At 63.6% G+C, this 19,521-nt stretch carries 19 protein-coding genes and 1 tRNA gene; 5 read left to right on the top strand and 15 right to left on the bottom strand.

Annotated features, from left to right (window positions below; translation table 11 throughout):
- Positions 1-87: 87 nt before the first annotated feature.
- Entirely contained in the window at positions 88-363 is a 276-nt protein-coding gene (locus AC1D1L_RS13060) for a DUF6074 family protein (protein WP_352588720.1), read from the top strand.
- Between the two features lie 29 nt (positions 364-392).
- On the opposite strand, the gene AC1D1L_RS13055 is transcribed toward AC1D1L_RS13060, so the two are convergent.
- The 5 genes from AC1D1L_RS13055 to AC1D1L_RS13035 all read right to left on the bottom strand — a co-directional run bounded on the left by AC1D1L_RS13055 (position 393) and on the right by AC1D1L_RS13035 (position 7,570).
- A complete protein-coding gene (locus tag AC1D1L_RS13055; protein ID WP_477341795.1) occupies positions 393-1,892 on the bottom strand; it encodes an efflux transporter outer membrane subunit in 1,500 nt (499 codons plus the stop codon).
- Between the two features lie 10 nt (positions 1,893-1,902).
- A complete protein-coding gene (locus tag AC1D1L_RS13050; protein WP_477341793.1) occupies positions 1,903-5,040 on the bottom strand; it encodes an efflux RND transporter permease subunit in 3,138 nt (1,045 codons plus the stop codon).
- Positions 5,041-5,044: 4 nt separating this feature from the next.
- Complete coding sequence (locus tag AC1D1L_RS13045) at positions 5,045-6,310, bottom strand: efflux RND transporter periplasmic adaptor subunit (protein WP_477342180.1); 1,266 nt, start codon at positions 6,308-6,310, stop codon at positions 5,045-5,047.
- Positions 6,311-6,563: 253 nt separating this feature from the next.
- Positions 6,564-6,779, bottom strand: a complete 216-nt coding sequence (locus tag AC1D1L_RS13040) for a hypothetical protein (RefSeq protein WP_477341791.1) — start codon at positions 6,777-6,779, stop codon at positions 6,564-6,566.
- A gap of 113 nt (positions 6,780-6,892) precedes the next feature.
- Positions 6,893-7,570: a hypothetical protein gene (locus tag AC1D1L_RS13035; RefSeq protein ID WP_477341789.1), complete on the bottom strand. Its 678-nt coding sequence runs from the start codon at positions 7,568-7,570 to the stop codon at positions 6,893-6,895.
- A gap of 219 nt (positions 7,571-7,789) precedes the next feature.
- On the opposite strand from AC1D1L_RS13035, the gene AC1D1L_RS13030 reads away from it, so the two are divergent.
- The 3 genes from AC1D1L_RS13030 to AC1D1L_RS13020 all read left to right on the top strand — a co-directional run bounded on the left by AC1D1L_RS13030 (position 7,790) and on the right by AC1D1L_RS13020 (position 10,485).
- Positions 7,790-8,515 carry a response regulator gene (locus AC1D1L_RS13030; RefSeq protein WP_477341787.1) on the top strand — a complete coding sequence of 242 codons (726 nt, stop codon included), beginning with the start codon at positions 7,790-7,792 and terminating at the stop codon, positions 8,513-8,515.
- Complete coding sequence (locus tag AC1D1L_RS13025) at positions 8,512-9,753, top strand: sensor histidine kinase (RefSeq protein WP_477341785.1); 1,242 nt, start codon at positions 8,512-8,514, stop codon at positions 9,751-9,753. The genes AC1D1L_RS13030 and AC1D1L_RS13025 overlap by 4 nt, the downstream gene beginning before the upstream one ends.
- Before the next feature lie 63 nt (positions 9,754-9,816).
- Positions 9,817-10,485: a DUF2161 domain-containing phosphodiesterase gene (locus AC1D1L_RS13020; protein ID WP_436260212.1), complete on the top strand. Its 669-nt coding sequence runs from the start codon at positions 9,817-9,819 to the stop codon at positions 10,483-10,485.
- 24 nt (positions 10,486-10,509) lie between these two features.
- On the opposite strand, the gene AC1D1L_RS13015 is transcribed toward AC1D1L_RS13020, so the two are convergent.
- Positions 10,510-11,049: a hypothetical protein gene (locus AC1D1L_RS13015; RefSeq protein ID WP_477341783.1), complete on the bottom strand. Its 540-nt coding sequence runs from the start codon at positions 11,047-11,049 to the stop codon at positions 10,510-10,512.
- 186 nt (positions 11,050-11,235) lie between these two features.
- Between AC1D1L_RS13015 and AC1D1L_RS13010 the strand changes: the two genes are divergently transcribed.
- Positions 11,236-11,430 carry a hypothetical protein gene (locus tag AC1D1L_RS13010; RefSeq protein WP_477341781.1) on the top strand — a complete coding sequence of 65 codons (195 nt, stop codon included), beginning with the start codon at positions 11,236-11,238 and terminating at the stop codon, positions 11,428-11,430.
- A 635-nt stretch (positions 11,431-12,065) separates the two neighbouring features.
- Here AC1D1L_RS13010 and AC1D1L_RS13005 read toward each other — a convergent pair.
- From AC1D1L_RS13005 to phaC, 9 genes are all read right to left on the bottom strand, one after another.
- Complete coding sequence (locus tag AC1D1L_RS13005) at positions 12,066-12,389, bottom strand: helix-turn-helix domain-containing protein (protein WP_477341779.1); 324 nt, start codon at positions 12,387-12,389, stop codon at positions 12,066-12,068.
- A gap of 1,332 nt (positions 12,390-13,721) precedes the next feature.
- Complete coding sequence (locus tag AC1D1L_RS13000) at positions 13,722-13,949, bottom strand: KTSC domain-containing protein (protein WP_352588759.1); 228 nt, start codon at positions 13,947-13,949, stop codon at positions 13,722-13,724.
- A gap of 34 nt (positions 13,950-13,983) precedes the next feature.
- Positions 13,984-14,163, bottom strand: coding sequence for a hypothetical protein (locus AC1D1L_RS12995; RefSeq protein ID WP_352588762.1), 180 nt, complete (start codon positions 14,161-14,163; stop codon positions 13,984-13,986).
- Positions 14,164-14,384: 221 nt separating this feature from the next.
- The gene (locus AC1D1L_RS12990; RefSeq protein WP_477342178.1) at positions 14,385-14,549 is read right to left on the bottom strand and encodes a DUF3606 domain-containing protein; all 165 of its coding nucleotides are present in this window, start codon (positions 14,547-14,549) and stop codon (positions 14,385-14,387) included.
- A gap of 5 nt (positions 14,550-14,554) precedes the next feature.
- A complete protein-coding gene (locus AC1D1L_RS12985) occupies positions 14,555-14,806 on the bottom strand; it encodes a hypothetical protein (protein WP_477341776.1) in 252 nt (83 codons plus the stop codon).
- A 146-nt stretch (positions 14,807-14,952) separates the two neighbouring features.
- A complete protein-coding gene (locus tag AC1D1L_RS12980; RefSeq protein ID WP_477341774.1) occupies positions 14,953-15,288 on the bottom strand; it encodes a hypothetical protein in 336 nt (111 codons plus the stop codon).
- Between the two features lie 346 nt (positions 15,289-15,634).
- Positions 15,635-15,709: transfer RNA gene (locus tag AC1D1L_RS12975), tRNA-Glu, on the bottom strand.
- Positions 15,710-16,160: 451 nt separating this feature from the next.
- Complete coding sequence (locus AC1D1L_RS12970; RefSeq protein WP_477342176.1) at positions 16,161-17,318, bottom strand: YcbK family protein; 1,158 nt, start codon at positions 17,316-17,318, stop codon at positions 16,161-16,163.
- Between the two features lie 327 nt (positions 17,319-17,645).
- A complete protein-coding gene (phaC, locus tag AC1D1L_RS12965) occupies positions 17,646-19,481 on the bottom strand; it encodes a class I poly(R)-hydroxyalkanoic acid synthase (RefSeq protein ID WP_477341772.1) in 1,836 nt (611 codons plus the stop codon).
- Positions 19,482-19,521 lie beyond the last annotated feature (40 nt).

Genomic DNA, 19,521 nt, shown 5'->3' with positions numbered 1-19,521 from the left:
GCGTTAAGGTTCCGTTTCCGACTTCAGAGCTAGGCATGACGCATAGAGCAGCGTCTGATTCGTTGCGTCAGTGTCATGGTGCAGAATATGTCCTCAGCAAATGTGCGCGCCTTTCCGCTAGACCGGCAGACCATGCTGGTACGCGAGGTGGCGGCCAGGCTGGGCAGGCTACATGGCGACACGGCCACCTCCTTCTGGAAGGCCACCGCGCGCGAACTCCTCGACAAGGCGATTGCGGCCGGCAGCGACGCGGCTTCCGCCGCCAACGATGTCCGCCGGTTTTTTGCCGCCGTCCAGGACGAGATGCATTTTAAGGCGGACGATGCCGCACCGGGGCAGCGCCAGACGCGCACCCGCTTCTAAACCTGCGCAGACAAGCCCGCCGCCCGACATCACTGGCTCACAGGCGCTGATGCCAGCCGTGGCCCGGTCTTGGCGTCGATAATTTCAGGTTTTGTACTGTCGATCATGCCATCCCAGCCGCCGCCGAGCGCCTTGTTGAGCGCGACATAGTCGGTGGCAATGGCGATGCGGCTTAGCAGCAGACTGTCCTCGGCCGAATAGAGCGAACGCTCGGCATCGAGCACGTCGAGAAGGCTACTTTCGCCGGACTTGAACAGCGTGCGCTCGAGATTGGCGGCCTCGCCATAGGATTTTACGGAAGCGGCAAGCTTGCCGTTGCGGATGCGCTCCTGGCGCAGCGCAACGATGGCGTTTTCGACATCTTCCAGCGCCGTCAGCACGGACGCCTTGTAGGCAATGAAATACTGGTCGCGCTCGGCCCTGGCGACGTCGACCGCAGCCTTCAACTGCCCGGCGTTGAAGATCGGCACGCTGAGCGTCGGCCCGAACGACCAGCCGATGGTGGAATTCTTGCCGAGGTCGCCGAGTTTGAAGGCCGAGGTGTCGATGTTGCCGGTGAGGCTGACCGAGGGATAGCGGGCCGCCTCGGCCTGGCCGACCTTGGCGGTGTATTGGGCGTACTGCCGCTCGGCCATGCGCACGTCCGGCCGGGTCAGCAAAATGTCGGCCGGAATGCCGGTCGGCAGCGGCAGGCGCGGAGCCGGGATCGGCGCGCCGCGCTTCAACCGCTCGTTCAGCGCCGCCGGCGGGCGGCCGGTTAGAACGGAAAGCCGGTGTACGGCTTGGGCGTAACTGGCCTCGAGCGAGGGGACATCGGCCGCCGTGGCGCTTGCCTGTCCCTGGGCTTTGGCGACGTCGGCGGCCGTCCCCGTGCCGGCCAAAAGCATGGTGCGGGTCAGCGCCGCGGTCTGCTGTTGCGAGGCAGTCGTGCGCCGTGCGAGCTGGATGCGCGCCTGGTAGCCGCGTGCCTGGGCATAATAGGATGCGACGTCGCCAACCAGGGTCAGCAGGGTCGAACGCAGCTCCTGCTCGGAAGCGTCCACCCCATAGCGGGCGACCTCGACGCCCCTGCGGTTGGCGCCGAACAGGTCGAGCTCCCAACTGGCGTCGAAGCCGGCCTGGTAATAGCTGTAGGCATCTCCGGCGCTTCCGCCTTCCGTGGTCGCGGCGGTCTTGCTGCGGGTGGCCGAGCCGCTGCCATCGGCCGTGGGGAACAAGGTTCCGACGCTCTGGCGGTAGCTGGCGCGTGCCTGGCGGATTTTTGCCTTGGCGGTGGCGACATCGAGATTGCCGGCAACCGCTTCCTCGACAAGCGTATTTAACTGCGGATCGCGCAGCCGTTGCCACCATTGCGACAGTTGCGGCGGCTTGGCCGGTCTGGACGACTTCTGGTCGCTCCACGCAGCCGGCATCGCCAGGAACGGCTTCTGATAGTCCGGACCGACGACACAGCCGGAGAGCACGGCGGCGGTAAGCATAGGCAAAATTGTCCGCCTCGCGGCCCGCGAGCCACGTTCAAAACCTGTCATACGAAAACCCTTATTGCTGGTTGGCTGCTGCTGTCGCTTCGCCCTGTTTAGCCGCCCCGCCCTTGAAGATGCGCCGCACCGTGACGAACAGCAGCGGCACCAGGAACACGCCGATCACCGTCGCCGCGATCATGCCGCCCATGACGCCGATGCCGACGGAGTTTTGCGCGCCCGAGCCGGCGCCGTTGGCGATCGCAAGCGGCGTGACGCCGAGGATGAAGGCCAGCGACGTCATCAGGATCGGCCGCAATCGTTGTCGCGCCGCCTCCAGCGTCGCCTCGACCAGACCCATGCCGGCCGTCTGCCGCTCGATGGCGAACTCGACGATCAGGATGGCGTTCTTGGCGGCAAGGCCGATCGTAGTCAGCAGGCCGACCTTGAAATAGACGTCGTTGGTCTGGCCGAACAAGCTGGCCGCCAAGAGCGCGCCGAAGATGCCGATCGGCACCGACAGCATGACCGCGAACGGGATCGACCAGCTCTCATACAGTGCTGCCAGGCACAGGAACACGACCAGCGCCGAGATCGCATAAAGCGACAGCGCCTGGTTGCCGGAAAGCCGTTCCTGGTGCGACAGCCCGGTCCATTCATGGGAGTAGCCGGGCGGCAGCTGCGCCACCAGCCTGTCGATCTCGTCCATGGCGGCACCCGAGCTGATGCCGGCGGCCGCAGCACCCTGGATCTCGACCGCGGCCGAACCATTGTAGCGTTCAAGCCTCGGCGAGCCGAATGTCCAGTGGCTGGAGGCGAAGGAGGAGAACGGCACCATGGTGCCGGCGGAATTGCGGACCTGCCATTTGTCCAGATCCTCCGGCTGCATGCGGAAGTTCGGGTCCGACTGCAGGTAGACCGGCTTCACCCGTCCGCGATCGATGAAGTCGTTGACGTAGTCGCTGCCCCAGGCCGCCGATAGCGTGTTGTTGATGTCGGCAAGGTTGACGCCGAGCGCGCTGGCTTTCTCCTGGTCGATGTCGACCGAGAATTGCGGCTGGTCCTCCTGGCCGTTGGGCCTTGTGGCGGTGAGCACCTTGCTCTGCGCGGCAAGACCCAGCAGTTGGTTGCGGGTCTGGATCAGCGCGTCATGGCCGGCGCCGTTGACGTCCTGCAGGTAAAAATCGAAGCCGTTGGTGTTGCCAAAGCCCTGGATGGCGGGCGGGGCGAGCGCGAAGACCTGCGCGTCCCTGATCTTGCTGAAGGCGCCCATGGCGCGGCCGGCAACCGCTTGCGCAGCCAAGGCCGGCGATTTGCGCTGGCTGAACTCCTTCAGCGGCACGAAAGCAATGCCGACATTCTGCCCGGCGCCGCCAAAGCCGAAGCCGGAAGCGGTGAACACCCCTGCGACCGCGTCCTTTTCGTCGTTGAGATAGTGGTCGGTGACCTGCTTCAGCACGCGCTCCGTGCGGTCCTGCGTCGCGCCGACCGGCAGCGACACGCTGGTGATCAGGATGCCCTGGTCCTCTTCCGGCAGGAAGGAGCTCGGCAGCCGGGCAAACATCCAGCCCATGGCGATGACGATGGCGAGGAAGACGGCGAGGAAACGCCAGGAGCGGTTGATGATGCCGTGCGAGCCGTCACGATAGGCCGTCGTGCCGCGGTCGAAGACGCGGTTGAACCAGCCGAACGGACCGGTCTGTGTCGCATGGTCCTTGGGCCGCCGCAGGATGGTGGCGCAGAGTGCCGGCGTCAGCACAAGTGCGACCAGTACGGACAAGATCATCGCCGAGACGATGGTCACCGAGAACTGCCGGTAGATGATGCCGGTCGAGCCGCCGAAGAAAGCCATCGGCACGAACACCGCCGAGAGCACGGTGGCGATGCCGACCAGCGCGCCGGTGATCTCGTTCATCGATTTGCGCGTCGCCTCTTTCGGCGACAGGTCTTCCTCCTGCATGACGCGCTCGACATTCTCGACCACGACGATAGCGTCGTCGACGAGCAGGCCGATGGCCAGCACCATGGCGAACATGGTCAGTGTGTTGATCGAATAACCGAAGAAGGACAGCACACCGAACGTACCGAGCAGCACGACCGGCACGGCGATGGTCGGGATGATGGTGGCACGCAGATTCTGCAGGAAGACGAACATCACCAGGAAGACGAGCACGATGGCTTCGAGCAGCGTCTTCACCACCTCCTCGATGGACAGCCGGACGAAGGGGGAGGTGTCGTAGGGGTAGACGACCTCGACGCCCTGCGGGAAGGTCGGGCTCAGCCGGTTGATCGTCGAACGCACCGCTTCCGCCGTGCTGATGGCGTTGGCCCCGGTCGCCAGATTGATGGCGACGCCGGCTGCCGGCTTGCCGTTGTAATTGGCCTGCGTCGTATAGCTTTCGGCGCCGAGCGCGAGGGTGGCGACATCGTTGAGGCGGACCAGCGAGCCGTCGGTCTGGCTCTTCAGGATGATGTTGCGGAACTGTTCGGCGGTCTGCAGCCGGCTCTTGGCGGTTACCGTGGCGTTGAGCTGCTGGCCCTTGCGTTGCGGCAGGCCGCCGAGCTGCCCGGCCGACACCTGCGTATTCTGCGCCTCGATCGCGGCGGCCACGTCGCTTGGCATCAGGGCGTATTTGGCGAGCTGGTCGGGGTCGAGCCAGATGCGCATGGCATAGCCGGATCCGAAAAGCTGCGTCGAGCCGACACCCGCGACACGCTTCAGCGTGTCGTTGATGGTGGAGTCGACATAGTCGGCGAGATCGGTCGAATTCATCTTGCCGTCGCTGGAAACGAAGCCGATGACCATCAGGAAGCCGGTCGAGGATTTGGAGACAGTGATGCCGTTGCTCTGCACCACTTGAGGCAGCTGCGACTGCACCAGCTGCAGCTTGTTTTGCGTCTGCACCTGCGCGGTATCGGGATCGGCCGCGGTGGTGAAGGTCAGCGTGATCGAGGCCGCGCCGGTCGAGGTCGACGTCGCCGTCATGTAGTCGAGATTGTCGATGCCGGTCATGCCTTGCTCGATGACCTTGGTCACCGAGTTTTCCACCGTCTGGGCGTCAGCGCCGGGATAGGTGGCGCTGATGTTGACCGTGGTCGGCGCAATCTGCGGGTATTGCGAGATCGGCAGCGTGGTGAGGGCGAGCAGGCCCCCCAACATGATCACGATGGCGATCACCCAGGCGAAGATCGGCCGGTTGATGAAGAATGCGGACATCGGGTCAGTTCCCGGTCTTCGGGGCGTTGGCGGCCACCTCAGAGGTGGCAGGCACGGCCGATGAGGTCTGCGCGCGGTCCTTGACCTCGCCGGTCGCCTCGTCGATCGTCACCTCGACACCGGTCGCGTCGCCACCTGGGCGCACGAGTTGCAAGCCCTCGACGATGACGCGGTCGCCGTCGCCAACGCCCGAATCCACCAGCCAGCTGTTGCCGACGCTGTTGCGCACGGCGAGCACGCGCTGCTCGACCTTGCCGGCGGCGTTGATGACCATGGCTGTCGCTTCACCCTTGGTGTTGCGGCTGACGGCGCGCTGCGGCACCAGGAAGCTGTTCTGGGCGACGCCTTCTTCGATGAGCGCGCGCACATACATGCCCGGCAACAACAGGCGATCCGGGTTGGGGAACTGCGCTCTAAGAGCGAAGGTGCCGGTGGACTGGTCGACATTGGCGCTGGCGAATTCCATCTTGCCGGTCTGCGTATAGACGGTGCCGTTGTCGAGCTTCAGCTTGACCGAGACATTGGGGCCGCTGAACTTCAGCCGGCCTTCGTTGATCGCCTGGCGCAAATTGAGCAGATTGGTGCTCGATTGCGTGACATCGACGTTGATTGGATCGAGCGCACGAATGGTTGTGAGCACGGTGTCCTGGTTGGCGGTGACCAGGGCCCCCGGCGTCAGCGACGACTTGTCGATGCGGCCGGCGATCGGCGCGGTGATCTTGGTGTAGTCGAGATTGATGCGCGCGGCTTCGACGCTTGCCTTGGCCGACGCCACATCCGCCTGGGCCTGCGCCAGCGTCGCGGCGGCATCGTCGTAGTCCTGCTGCGAGACCACCTTTTGCGCCAGCAGGCCGGCGTAGCGGTCGAACTTGGACTGCGCGGTCGGCACCGCCGCTTCAGCTTTCTGCTGGGCTGCTTTCGCGCTATCCAGGGCTGCCTGGTAGCTCGCGGGGTTGATGAGATAGAGCGGTTGGCCGACCACGACCTCGCTGCCTTCCTGGAAAAGCCGGGCCTGGATAATGCCATTCACCTGCGGGCGCACATCGGCGGTCAGCGAAGCGCTGGTGCGCCCAGACAGTTCGGCGGTGATGGCCACCGACTGGGGATGCAGGGTGACGACACCGACCTCGGGCCGGCCAGCAGCGCCCATGCCTGCCGGAGCCTTTGCTCCCTCCTGCGAGCAGGCCGCGAGAAGGAGTGCGGCGCAAAGGGCGGCCCAGGATGCGGACCGACGCGACGGTAAAAAGGACTGGCTGGACGGGAACGGCATGGCGTCGGTCATCTTTCGCTGGGGTTGCGGTCGCGTTGTCGGCAGCGGGTTTTTGCGCCAGGGCTTGCGCGCGGCGTCGAGCAATGCCTCGAAGCGGCTCATCCTGCGCTCCTTCTCGGCGGCCAGGGTGTATTCGACAAGCACAATGAGTCTTTGGCAGAATGAAGTCTTGGCCGCGATGCCCAGCACCACCAATAGGCCAATAGACAGCGTTTCGCCAAGCGCCTTGCCCGTGATCGGCAATGGGCGGCCCTTACGCAATTTTCTTGTCATCAAGGGCGGCACTCGACTGTGTCGAAAGCGGCAGCGACAGGCGCCAGGCGGCGAAGCTTAGCCGGATCGCGCCCTTGAGCGTGTCTGCCGGCAGGGCCGGCTGCATGGTTCGAGCGCCGCGGCCGGTCGAACTGAGCGAGCCGCCGACTGGGCCAAAGGCTGCGATCAGCCGCAGCATCATCAGGGCTTCCCACATTGTCGTGCTTTCGTTGCTTGACGGCGGCCGGGACGAGCCGGCTGCCCATTTTGGGGAAAACAAACCGGCCGGCCCGAGAACGGGTGTGTCAGCGGGCCGGCCGGCGCAGCCGGTCAGAGTTGCTCATCAGTCCGGGGTAGGGCATCGGGAGCATGTCTGTCATGGCCAGGCAGACCTCCGGGGCCGGCTGCGTCCGGCAGGTGGCCCCAGGGACCGGGGGGTGGTCCGTGAGGCTCCGCCGAGGCAAGAATTTCAAGCTGTTCGGGCGTCAGTTTGATGCGAAGGGCTGCGATGGCGTCCTTCAGTTTGGTGGCTGCGACCGCGCGCTCGGTAACATCGTCGGCCAGCCTTTCCTGGAAAGCGAAGGGATCGCGGGGACCCTGATCGGCTTTGCCGCCGGAGCCATCCGCGGCTCCAGGACCACGATTGCCGGAACCACCGGGGCCATGATCGGGCCCGGGCGGTGCCAGCACCGCCTGCAGCGCGCTGGTATAGTCGCGCCAGGCGTCGAGCTGTTCGCTGCGCACCCCGATGCGGGTTTCAAGCGTAGCAAGCCGGGCCGCGAGCACAAATTGTGGCGGCGGGCCCATGCGATGCGGACCGAAGCTGTCCGGGCGATGCCATGCCGGCCGGTGCGGCCAGGGACCTTGACCCGGGGGACCTTGGTCCGGGTCGTCCTGCAGCGCCAGGATTTGCGGCTGCTCGCCGGGCGCGGGGCCGGCCTGCTGCGCAAGGGCGGGATGAATGGCGACCGCGGAGAACAGGCCGAGCGCCAGAAGTCTGCTTTGCATGACGTAATCCTTTCCCACATGCATCGGATGGCAGCAGGATAGGGGGCCTCTTTTTCCGCTTTGCTTCGGTGTGTTGCCGAAGGTTTCCAGCAAAGGGAGATTTGTTTCGGAATGTTTCTGCCGGATTGCCGGCAACATTCGGTTGCAATTTTATCTGCTGTGCGCCGGCGGCTTGCCTATAATCGGCGCGGTAAATCGGCAAAGGGCACATCGCAGGCAATGCAATCGCAACCCCACATCCTCGTCGTCGACGACGACCGCGAGATCAGGACGCTTCTCGGGCGCTATCTCGACGGCCAGGGCTTCCGCGTGTCGATGGCGGCGGACCGGCGCGAATGCGAGCAGAAGCTCGGCGCTGGCCAGTTCGACCTGATCGTGCTCGACGTCATGCTGCCCGATGGATCGGGGCTCGATATCTGCCGGGGGTTGCGGGACCGCAAACCGCATATCCCGATCATCCTGCTGACGGCGCTGAAAGAGGACGTCGACCGTATCATCGGCCTGGAACTCGGCGCAGACGATTATATCGGCAAGCCGTTCAACCCGCGCGAACTCTCCGCCCGCATCCGCGCCGTGCTGCGGCGGGCGGTGCCGGAGGAGTTTGCCGCACCACGCGCGCGCATCTACCGCTTCGCCAGCTACACGCTGGAGCCCGACATCCGCAAAGTGACCGACGCTGAAGGTGCCCTTGTCGATCTCACCGGCGCCGAATTCGACTTGTTGCAGGTGTTTCTCGACCGGCCCGGCCGGCTGTTGTCGCGCGACCAGTTGCTCGATCTCACACAAGGGCGCGAGCGCGAACCGCTTGATCGCTCGGTCGACGTTTTGATGAGCCGGCTGCGCCGTAAGTTCGGCGAGACCGGCGAGGGGCCCTTGTTCAAGACAGTGCGCAATGGCGGCTACCAGCTTACCGCGCGCGTCGAGGCCGTGGAGGCGGAGATATGAACTCGCTGCGCCGGCGGCTCATTTTGTTGCTGGTCGCTTCGATCGTCGGCGTAGTTGGCCTGGCCACCGCCGCCGTGATCAGCGTGCGCGGCGGTGGGCCGCCGCCGGAACTGACCGTGCCCTGGATTGCGCAACAGATGGAACTCGTGGTGCGGCTGCAGCCCGGTCCCGTCCCTGATGTGCTGAACGTGCAGCTCACCGATCATCCCGCCGGCGGCAAGGTCACTCGTGCTGAAACGGCGATGCTCAACGACATACTGCGCCGCCGGGGCTTCGACCTCCGGGCCATCGTCAGCGACAAGGCGGACGAACCCGGACAAATTGCATCGGTGCAAATGCCCGACGGCCGCTGGGCGATCATGGAGGTGCCGCACGTCAAGCCGCCAAGGCGCGAATGGCTGGTTCTGGCCGGCTGGATCTCGCTGATCGTGGCCGGCGCCACGGCGGTGTCCGTCTATTTCACTTCCGTGTTGATCCGGCCGCTGGAAATGCTGGAGGCCGCCGTCTCCAAGATCGGCTCGGACGGTGTGCTGGCGTCGGTGCCGGAAGTGGGCTCGGCCGAGGTCAAGGCGACCGCGCATGCGCTGAACCAGCTCTCCGCCCGGCTGAAGACGGCGATGGAAAGTCGCATGCGGCTGGTCGCTGCCGCCGGTCATGATCTGCGCACGCCGATGACCCGCATGCGGCTGCGCGCCGAATTTCTCGACGACGACCGCGAAAAATGGCTGCACGACCTCGACGAGCTCGACCGCATCGCCGATAGCGCCATCCGGCTGGTGCGCGAGGAGGTCAACCAGGATGCGGTCGAACCGGTCGACCTGGAACGGCTGGTGCGCGACATCGCCGCCGAGATGCGGTCGCTGGGACACCAGGTGTCGGCCGACCACCTCGACAAGGTCTCGGTGCGGGCAGGGGCGCTCGGTCTGCGCCGGGCCTTGCGCAATCTGATCGTCAACGCCGCCACGCACGGCAAGGGTTGCAGCGTTTCGCTCACCGCTGCCGACGGCCGCGCCGCCTTGGCAATCGCCGACCATGGCCCCGGCATCCCGCCGGAATTGCTAAACAAGGCGTTCGAACCATTCTTCCGCGTCAACCCCGCCCGCTGGCAATCCATCCCCGGCGCCGGTCTGGGCTTGGCCATCGCCAAGGAAATCGTCGAACGCTATGGTGGAACCATCACGCTGGAAAACCTGCCGGGCGGCGGGCTTTTGCAGACGGTTGGGTTTGAGGCGGTTTAGCGCGCGGCCAGACCCCTCGGCGATCCCGGTGCCGGTCCGGCCCGAATCGGCTATGCCTGCGCCATGCAGGAAACGTCCCTCTACGTCCCGGTGAAGCGGTTTCTTGAGAGCCTGGAATTCACGGTCAAGGGCGAAATCGGCAATTGCGATATCGTGGCGGTGCGCGATGGCGAGCCGCCGGTGCTGGTCATTTGCGAACTGAAACTGCAGTTCAACCTCGAACTCGTCCTGCAAGGCGTCGATCGCGCCGCCGCTTGCGACGAGGTATGGTTGGCGGCGCGCATGTCGGCGCGTGGCAAGGGCCGCGAGCACGACCGCCGTTTTCGCGCGCTCTGCCGGCGGCTCGGCTTCGGGCTTCTGGCTGTCAGCAGCAAGGGCGAGGTCGAATTGCTGCTCAGCCCGGCCGCTCTGCCGCCGCGCCGCGACCCGAAGCGGCGCTCGCGGCTGATGGAGGAACACCGGCGCCGGCGCGGCGATCCGGTGATCGGCGGCGGTTCGCGCGCGCCGATCATGACCGCCTACCGGCAGGATGCGCTGGCCTGCGCCGCCGCCATGACTGATGGCCCGAAGCGGCCGCGCGATCTGAAGGCGATTTCGCCACGGGCGGCCAGCATCCTTCTGGACAATGTCTATGGCTGGTTCGCTCGGGCCGAGCGTGGGGTCTATGCGCTGACCGAAGGTGGCCACGCCGCCCTGCAGCGCTGGCCGCAGGTGGCGCACGACCAGGGGTGAGGATTTTTCGCAGTGCCTGCAGCGTTACTCCTTGGCGGCGCTCAACCGCCGGTAGGAGACGCCATCGAAACTTGCCGTCACAAAGTCGGTGGCCGACATCTTTCGTTTGCGGCCGTCGCTGCAGCTGTAGAGCGGCCAACCGACATCGCTGCATTCGCTGGCGGCGCAAAAGCGGGCAAGGCAATTTCCGACGGTCACCCGGAAGCCGCCAGTGCCTGCAAAACCCTGCAGCAGGCTGCCATCCGCCGCGCGCCATGTCCGCGCCCGGAATTCCGTTCGCAACGACCATGGCTCGAGCGGGACCGCCAGATTGGTCTCACCGGTGCGCCCGGCAAGGTTCAGGCGGCTGCGCGCCATGCCCGACGTGTAGGCAGTTACAAGGTCCGATTCGGCCGCATAGGCCGAGGCTGTGCTGGTGCGATCAAGCAGATGCGAGATACGGTCGCCTGCCTCTGCCGTCTGTACGAAGGCCGCCGTCAAGGCGAGGAAGGCAAAGCAGGCTTGCAGACCATTCCAGCCGCCGGCCTGCCACCGGTCCGTATGCGATGTCTCCCAAGCCAGCATCCTGCCGATCCCGCCCGTGGCGCCTGCCACAATCTGCCATCATCGATGAAGGCACAATGACGGCTGGATCCTGACATCCGCCGGTAAAGACGGCGTTGCCATTCGGATGATGGATGCATCACGGACTGGAATGCCGCGCTTTACTCCAGCCCCTACGCCGATGCGCCCCCGGAAGGCTGCGAGAGTTTGCTGATCGCCAGGGATTTTCTGTCGCCTGTCGCGACGAAGGAATTGGCCGGCGCGCTGCGCACCCCCGCCGACCTGCTCGGCGCTTCACTCATCCATGACCAGCGCCCGACCGGCTGGGTGGACTGGCTGCGCAGCGTCGGCGTCGAGCCACAGGCGGGCGCCAGGACGGGCGAGGCTCTTCGCCGGCGGTAGGATGGCGGCCCACGGAAACGCTCGCTGGTGGGGCTAGTAGCGGCCCAGCGGTCAAGGGCGGGGGCTTGGGGGTTTTGACCACCGGGCCTAACCGGCGTGAGGGCGCCGGCTGGCAAGGGATCATACGCCGACATAACGTGTTGTAGAATGGGCTCCTTCCGTTCCCGAACCGTGCAGGAGACGTTTCTTTACGTAAGGGAAGGCTAAACAAACCCGCCGTCGCCTGGCGATGGTCCGGGCGCCGCGCTATATCAGCCGGATGGGCCACCAGCAGTCCGCCGCGTGCCCCCACGCGACGGACCTCTGATGGGAGCGGCTACATCCCTAAGGAATCGACCGCTTGTAGATGTATTGTGAACTGCCGGGATCGCGTAAGCCTATGGTGTGATCGCGGAAGCCCGAGCGAGGAGATTGGCGCCTGGGGCGAAGGGGCTAGGCGATCACGACATTGTCTGGTGGGCGGCTCGCGTGCTGCATTTTCCGAAATTGAACGTCTCGACTTGGTTCGAAGGGTCCGAGATCATGGGCATCACGCATGGGGCGCACACGGTGCTGGGCAAAGGTGAACGCGCGCTGGCGAAGGCGGCTAGTCGTTAACCCGCCCTTGATTTTCTTGGATCCAGCTTAGCGTAGCGCTACATCTCATTGGAGCCGATCACACCCGACTCCCCTTCAGAGAAGTTAGTTCGTGACGGCCCCGCAGCGGTGAATACTACACCAGCCACCTCAAACGCATGAAGTAGGGCGGCGAGCTTCGTGGGACGCGGAATCCTCCGCCCGTTTTCAAAGTCGCGTATTGTCCCTTCGCTCAAACCGCTCTTGGAAGCGAGCCGCACCTGAGACCAGTTCAATAGCGCCCGTGCCGCCCGCGACTGCTCTGGTGTCATCACCAGGGTCGAAGTGCTTTCGCCTCTGCCGTCCTGCTGGCTGACGCCGTGGTTCCTAATGTCGTCGGCCATGACCGTTCCTCCTGGCAAAGAACAGCGGCTGACAGCGAATGTTCCATCTCGCTTACATAAGAGACAGCTACGGAGCCGAACCAGACAATGAGACATTAAGCCCGCCGTCAGGTCTTAGTCAGCAGCCTGACTTTTGAGAGCCTTCGCCGAGCGAGTTTGCGAGCCGTATCTGCGAGGTGATTGCCAAAGACTTCTGTGACGAATGCAAGGGTCCATCAAGTCGATCAAAAATCGCCGATCGCGCCCGAGACAATGTAATCGGACCTAGGTCCCATGTGCAATGCGCCTGACGTCGGAACGCGGAACGTTTGCTGAAGCGCTACGTTCGGCAGTGTCATTCGCGTCGTTGTATTGGGGAGGTGGCTTAACGCCAATTTCGAATGAGTTGAAGGACGAGTACCTGGAATTTGAGTGCCCCAACTGTTCCCATGTAATGGTGAAAAAGGGCTCGTGGTTCAAGGTTATATCGAGCTTCAACTGCGACCAATGCGACGCGAGGATAAGGCTTGGCTATCCGGCAGTGCGTTGGGGTGGCGGGTTGAACGTCGGGCCCTGACCGGCCCCGGGGGCCAGGCCGGTTTGGTGGAATCGTTCATTAAGCGATGCTTATAGAGCCTGAAGGTGGCCGACGCGATCTTGGCCGGTGAGAACAGTGAAATCCGCGCCGGCCACCGCGGAATACGGGAACCGCCCACCGAAATTAGCGCTCTCCGAACGATCGGTAACGATTGGTTAAGGACGTACAGTGAGTCCTGGTTGAAGCCACCTCTGAGCGCATTAAATCCCCCAAGGTCACCGGCGACGCATCGGTGCTTGGAGTTCGTTGCGCTTTCGCCCCGGGATTAGAGGTGGGCATCATGACCCAGCCAAGGATATCGGCTTCCGACTGCAATGTCTTGCGTGGCGCCTTCCTAAAATGCGTCATCGAAAAGAACATCCCAGAGGACCGATGGCGTGACGAGGCTGCCCTGTTGATCCGAGACTATACGGATAGTGATGACGTAGATTCCAACTTGCTGGAATGGATCATACGGACTGGCACTATCTAGCTGATGCGGCTGCCCGTCAAAGGAGCTCGGCCGGCTTTTTGCTATATAAGCGGAACCTGATATTTTGCGCCTGGTTTCAGATACGGCAGCGGCCCCCCGCTGCTGGCCGAGGGCCCCAACCCTTGGCCGGGCCCGCATCGCCCCCAGCGGTGCAGGCCCACTCACTCTCCAAAGTTGCAATGGTCTTTGCCTTGGTTCTGCAGGGCCGTTTTGCAGCGATGCGAGCCGTTTTCATGCCCGCGGCGCGAGCCAGCAGGTCGGGCTTTCTCTCTTGCCGCTTATGTCAACCGCCCGATGAGCTTCCTGCCTTCCCTTGCGCGAGCCGGAATGCGTAGTTGTTACGGATGTGGTTGTTGAAATAGCGGCCCTTAGCAAACGCAGATTGAAACGCGGCAAAGGCCTCAACCGGTACGTCCAAGAACTCGTAGTGCTTCCCGCTGGCTACAAACCAGACTGAGAGAACCCGGGTGTTTGGGTCATAGTCGAACTTGCTGATCGAGGTCGACGGCATGGTTGGTTGAGGGTCTTCGGCAACCGCCCCGCTCCTAGTTGTTCATTTCAAGCGGCTCGTGATCCGGCTGCTCGTGCCACATCACCTGGCGAAAGTCGCGCCGGTCGACCTTCTGGCCGCAGATCGGGCATGTGTGAAAATGGTCGTGGCCGTCTGCCTTCGGCTCGTGGGGCTTGCCGGGCTTAGGTGGTCCAAGGTCCGCAATTCTCGTCATTTGGCAAAGTCCCGGGGCACGCCATCCTCAAGACTGAATTCATGCGTGCTTCTCGCATCCTCATCGACCACACGAAACCAGTGTTCCTGAAGAGTTCGAGGCGACACTCGTTGCCCAGTGACTTTCTCTACCGCTGATATCGGATCATCGGCGTTTGTGGCATGGGACGAGACACGCTCGTCTCCATGCCACTCTTCCACTTGGTATTCTGGCATGCTGGCCTACCTTTCGCTTCCCATTGCCTTCGCTTCCCGCTCCAGCGTCGCGCGAATGTTCCCGTGCTTGGCGATCAGGTCTTTCACCTGCTGGGGCGTGATCCCGACCTTCTTGGCGAAATACTGGACCTCATAATCGTCGCCGGTTTCGCTGGGAGGATACCGGCCGATGCTGTTTAGTTGACCTGTTCGACCTCAGGAGCAGGCGCTTGGTCGGTCGATGGCACCGGCGTGCAATCTTGCCCCTTGCACTCCTCGACGTGGTCCTCGGCCGGCGGCAAGCAATTTTGCCCCTCGCAATGAACCGGCGGCTGCTCTGGTACCGCTGCGGCGTTCGGCGACACAGGCTGATCTTCGGCGCGAACCGACACCACGCCTGCCAGGCCGATCATGGCCGCGCACAAAAGCGCTGTTCGCAGCAAGTTCATTCCCGACCTCCACGGCTGAGAGCGAATGGAACTTACACTTTCGAACCGGGGCCGACATACCGTCACCCGCGAACGACGTTAACAGCGCGTTTCCGCCGGGATGTGACGCGCCGCTGCCGGCGGGTGTGGCTTGTGGGCCTCGTAACCTAAGCGGCGCGCCGTTGGGGGATATGGAGACCCGAACGGGCTCGACGAGGGTCCACGGCGGTCACAATGTTGTGGTGGTGATCGCAGTAGACACGATCTGGCGAAGTTGGCCCGGCACAAAAACGGTAGCCGCCAGGTACTGACGGGTCTTCGCTCACCGGGAAGCGGCACTGATAGACGCCGAGCTGAATGAGGGGAATGTCTCTCGAAGTTAGTCTGGTATTTTCAGGCATGATGGTTTTCAGGTTCCTTGGTTCATAGCCATTTCTGGCTGACAGCCGCAGTGCGACCCGTCGGGCGAGCTTCTCTCGATTTGGAGGGCTTTGGATCACCATATGGTGCTGGTCGCACCGTCAATGAAGCCCGACGCCCTGCTTTTGAAGCCAATAGTTTGCGACTTAAGGCCACACCTGCGCCACTAGTTGTGCCGCTTTTGCGTTCGTTCAGAGCAAAAAGGAATGCTGGCTTAAATCGGACATTGGTTAACCGCGAGCGGCCGACGGGATGGTAAGCGGCGCTAAAACGGTCGTGACGGTCCACCCATTCAAAATAATCGACCTGAACTAACGAGCCCTGCTTCGCGAAGCCCACCTTGGTGCGGAGACTCACCGACGCGGAGATGCATTTCTGGCCCTTATCGAGTCCGCAGACATCAGATCACAATCAAGTCCTTGAAATATCTGGTACGCCCAAGGGGAATCGAACCCCTGTTACCGCCGTGAAAGGGCGGTGTCCTAACCGCTAGACGATGGGCGCGCTCAGACGAAGCGGCTTATAATTGCGTTGTTGCCAACCGGCAACCCATCAGCCGCAAGATGCGACAACTTTTTTCAGGAGGGCTAAGAACGGCTGTTTCGGTAGGGCAGGCGGGCTCCGTAGTCGCGCGGAGATCGCATGCCTGTGGAGATTGGCCGAAGCGTTCCTCACGGTCGTCATCCACGGGCGGAGCAAGGAGCGTAGCGACGCGGCGCAGACCCGAGGATCCATGCCGCGACGTTTGAGCGTCGCCACGGTGCAGAATTCTGCACCGCTGCGTTCTGCGGCTGGAGTCCCGGCATGGATCCTTGGGTCTGCGCTCCGCTTCGCGTCGCTGCGCCCAAGGATGACGAAGTCGCGGAGGCTTCGGCTAATCTCGAACGTTGCTCATAGCTAGCCGGAAGGAACGGTGGGCTGCTGGCAGCCCTCAACCCGTTTGCCGTATGGGGGCTTAGCCCCGCCGGCGGCAGCGCCAGTTCCAGTCGCGCTCGGGGCCGACGTCGACGTGGACGGATTCGGTGTGGCAGTAGGTGCCGACGCCGCCGCGGCCGGGCATGGTCCTGATGTAGCTCGCCAGCTCCCATTTGGAGACGCCGGGAACCTGGATGTCGGCGGCGGCGCAATACATGTGCAGCGAGTTCTTGGCGCCGTTGGCGCGGCGGTTGCGGGCCGGGTCGCGATAGCCGGAGGTGACCATCATCTTGCGCCCGTAGTGGCCTTCGATGGTCTTCAGCACGCGCACCAGCGACGGCTTCAGGCAGGCAACGTCGACGCTTTCGTTCTGCTTCAAGAGGCCGTTGGGCGCCAGCCGGGCGAGGCCGGCGGCGGAAGCCACCTGATAGGCGCCGCCCGAGCCTTCGTCCTCGTTCAGATCGACGTCGCTTTCGTCGTCGATGCCGGATTTGCGCTTGATCTCGAACAGCGCCGTCTGGCGCACGCCGGGCAGCGCATCGGCGCCGGTGATATGGCTGCTGCTGTCGTCGCCGAGCGAGGCCAACTGCACCGGCTTGTCGGCCGAGGTGGCAGAAGCCAGCGTGACAATGGGCTTGGCGGGCGCTTCCTTGGGCTGGGCAGCAACCGCAGGCTGTTCGCCCGAGCGGGAGTTGATCAGCGGAGCGGGTGCAGCCGAGGCTGGTGCCGTGCTGAACAGCGAAGCGAAGAAACCCCTCTTCGGCGTGTCGACCTGCTGGGGTGCGGCGGCCGTCACGTAGACTTCATTGGTCGCGGGGGTCGCGGGTGCTGCGGCCGTCGGCTTCGGTGCGGTCACGCCGGCATCGGCATCGGCAATCTTCTGCGCCGCGTCGTCCGTTGCGGCCGCAGTCTGTGCCGGCTGCTGCAGCGCCTGCGGCGCCTGGCCGACGATGGCTTCGGCGCCCGCGGGAATAGTGACCGGGAAGCTTGTGCCGGGCTTGGCCACCGGCACATAGGCGACCTGCTCGGGCAGCGTCGCATCGCCCGCGGCCGTCATCATCATCTGTGGCGCCGTCGACGTGATCTGCGCGGTCGATGTGACCTGCACGGTCGAATCGCCCGGCGCCGCAGGGCTGGTGCCGGAAGCCGCGGCGATGTCAGAAGCAGTGGCGTTGTAGCCAGGCATGCCGACCGACATTGTCGGGTCGCCGGCGGAGGTGCAGGACGCCAGAAGCACGGAGAAAAGTGCTGCCGCTATTGTGCGACCCTCTCTCCCCGCGAGACGCGATCCTACTGATCTCAAAACTAAATTCCCCCTCGGTGTCCGGTCGGCCTGCTATTGGTGCGGCGTCGAAACGTTCACGTCCAATAACCCTATGTTCCCAAACCGGAAACGAGACTTGTGTCAATTCTGCAAGCCTCTGAATTAATCGCTCGTTGTAGGCGAATTGAGGCTACTTGATGGTTGACGACACCATTTCGCCCCGTTTTGCCGGTCCGTCAACTCACCAGACATTACAGTCTGTTACACACGCACCTTGACATAGGTGCCGGGGGCATCACCCAGGGTTTTCATATGGTTGCCCGGTTTGCGGGCCGGAACGAGGGTGTCGTCCTGGGTCTCGATCCAGTGCTGCCAGTGCGTCCACCAGGAGCCGGGATGCTCCACTGCATTGGCGAACCACTGGCCAAAATCGCCCACCGGCTTGCCGCCGGTCCAGTACTGATACTTCTTGGCCGCCGGCGGATTGACGACACCGGCGATGTGGCCGGAGCCGGCCATTACATACTCGACGTCGCCGCCGAAATATTGCGAGCCGAGGAATACCGAAAGCGCCGGCGCGATGTGATCTTCCTTCGATGCCAGATTGTAGACCGGGATGGTGACGTCGGCGAGCGAGACAATGCGGCCGGCGAGTTCCATCACGCCTCGTGTGAGATTGTTCTCGAGATAGCAGTTGCGCAGATAGAAGGAATGGTTGGCCGCCGCCATGCGGGTGGAATCGGCGTTCCAGTAGAGCAGGTCGAAGGGCAGGGGATCCTTGCCGCGCATGTAGTTGTTGATGACATAGGGCCAGATCAGGTCGCCCGAGCGCAGCATGTTGAAGGCGGTCGCCATCTTGGTGCCGTCGAGGTAACCCTTTTCGTTCATCGACTTTTCGACCGCCGCCACCTGGTCCTCGTCGACGAACACTTTCAGGTCGCCGGCATGGGTGAAGTCGACCTGCGTGGTGAAGAAGGTCGCCGACTTGATGCGGTTGTCGCCTTCCTGCGCCAGGAGCGCGAGTGCGGCCGCCAAAAGCGTGCCGCCGACGCAATAGCCGATGGCGTTGACCTCCTTCTCGCCGGTCGCCTTCTCGATCGTGTCGAGCCCGTATTGCAGGCCTTCGCGGATATAGGCTTCCCAGCCCTTGGCGCCGTGGCGCTCGTCGGGATTGATCCAGGAAATGACGAAGACGGTGTGGCCCTGCTCGATCGCCCAGCGGATGAAGGATTTTTGCGGGTTGAGATCGAGGATGTAGTATTTGTTGATCCAGGGCGGGCAGATCAGCAGCGGGCGCTTGAGCACGGTCTCGGTCGTCGGATCGTATTGGATGATCTCGGCGACATCGCTGCGGCCGACCACCTTGCCGGGTGAGGTCGCGACGTTCTTGCCGATCTCGAAGGGCGAATAGTCGGCTTGTCTCAGCTTCAAGTCGCCCTTGCCGGCGGCGATGTCCTCGGCCAGCATCTTCATGCCGCGCACCAGGTTTTCGCCGTTGGAGGCAACGGTTTCGCGAAACAGCTCCGGGTTGGTCAGGATGAAGTTCGACGGCGAGATGGCGTTGGACACCTGCTTGACGTAGAAGCTCGCCTTGTGGCGGGTGTGGTCGTCGAGGCCTTCGGCATGCTCGACGAGGTCGGCCGCCCAGCGCGAGGTGACGAGATAGGCCTGTTTGAGGAAATCGAAGAACGCGTTACGGCCCCACTCAGGGTCCTGGAAGCGCTTGTCGCCGCGCTCCGGCTTGACCGCATCGTCGGGCGCCTCGGCATTCGGGCTGATGCGCTGGATGGCGTTTCCCCAGACGGTCATGTAGCCGGCGAACAGTCGCGTCTGCGCTTCCAGCGCGCGCTGCGGATCGGCAAGCCAGTATTCGCTGAGCTTGGAGAAGGTTTTGACCATGTCGACCACGGGCTCGGCGACGTGATCGCGCACCTCGCCCTTTTCGCGCGGCTCGGCCCAGGCGGAGGCCGCCTTGCCGGCCTGCTCGACCATGCGCGCCATGTTCAACGCGAAGCGTTCCGGGTCTTTCACCAGATATTGCTCGACGGTCGAAGATTGATCATCTTCCGCTTTGCTCGAATCAGGTGTTTTGGACATGGCTCGCGGGGTTCCTCCCGAGGCGTTTTCTTGACATATT

The organism is Mesorhizobium sp. P2_D6 (assembly GCF_056404315.1).
This window is presented reverse-complemented; position numbering and strand designations above follow the sequence as displayed.

Bases quoted from the DNA above. Each gene is read 5' to 3' on its own strand.
- AC1D1L_RS13060 (WP_352588720.1), top strand. From the start codon at position 88: ATGTCCTCAGCAAATGTGCGCGCCTTTCCGCTAGACCGGCAGACCATG.
- AC1D1L_RS13055 (WP_477341795.1), bottom strand. From the start codon at position 1,892: ATGACAGGTTTTGAACGTGGCTCGCGGGCCGCGAGGCGGACAATTTTG.
- AC1D1L_RS13050 (WP_477341793.1), bottom strand. From the start codon at position 5,040: ATGTCCGCATTCTTCATCAACCGGCCGATCTTCGCCTGGGTGATCGCC.
- AC1D1L_RS13045 (WP_477342180.1), bottom strand. From the start codon at position 6,310: ATGCCGTTCCCGTCCAGCCAGTCCTTTTTACCGTCGCGTCGGTCCGCA.
- AC1D1L_RS13040 (WP_477341791.1), bottom strand. From the start codon at position 6,779: ATGTGGGAAGCCCTGATGATGCTGCGGCTGATCGCAGCCTTTGGCCCA.
- AC1D1L_RS13035 (WP_477341789.1), bottom strand. From the start codon at position 7,570: ATGCAAAGCAGACTTCTGGCGCTCGGCCTGTTCTCCGCGGTCGCCATT.
- AC1D1L_RS13030 (WP_477341787.1), top strand. From the start codon at position 7,790: ATGCAATCGCAACCCCACATCCTCGTCGTCGACGACGACCGCGAGATC.
- AC1D1L_RS13025 (WP_477341785.1), top strand. From the start codon at position 8,512: ATGAACTCGCTGCGCCGGCGGCTCATTTTGTTGCTGGTCGCTTCGATC.
- AC1D1L_RS13020 (WP_436260212.1), top strand. From the start codon at position 9,817: ATGCAGGAAACGTCCCTCTACGTCCCGGTGAAGCGGTTTCTTGAGAGC.
- AC1D1L_RS13015 (WP_477341783.1), bottom strand. From the start codon at position 11,049: ATGCTGGCTTGGGAGACATCGCATACGGACCGGTGGCAGGCCGGCGGC.
- AC1D1L_RS13005 (WP_477341779.1), bottom strand. From the start codon at position 12,389: ATGGCCGACGACATTAGGAACCACGGCGTCAGCCAGCAGGACGGCAGA.
- AC1D1L_RS13000 (WP_352588759.1), bottom strand. From the start codon at position 13,949: ATGCCGTCGACCTCGATCAGCAAGTTCGACTATGACCCAAACACCCGG.
- AC1D1L_RS12995 (WP_352588762.1), bottom strand. From the start codon at position 14,163: ATGACGAGAATTGCGGACCTTGGACCACCTAAGCCCGGCAAGCCCCAC.
- AC1D1L_RS12985 (WP_477341776.1), bottom strand. From the start codon at position 14,806: ATGAACTTGCTGCGAACAGCGCTTTTGTGCGCGGCCATGATCGGCCTG.
- AC1D1L_RS12980 (WP_477341774.1), bottom strand. From the start codon at position 15,288: ATGGTGATCCAAAGCCCTCCAAATCGAGAGAAGCTCGCCCGACGGGTC.
- AC1D1L_RS12970 (WP_477342176.1), bottom strand. From the start codon at position 17,318: ATGTCGGTCGGCATGCCTGGCTACAACGCCACTGCTTCTGACATCGCC.
- phaC (WP_477341772.1), bottom strand. From the start codon at position 19,481: ATGTCCAAAACACCTGATTCGAGCAAAGCGGAAGATGATCAATCTTCG.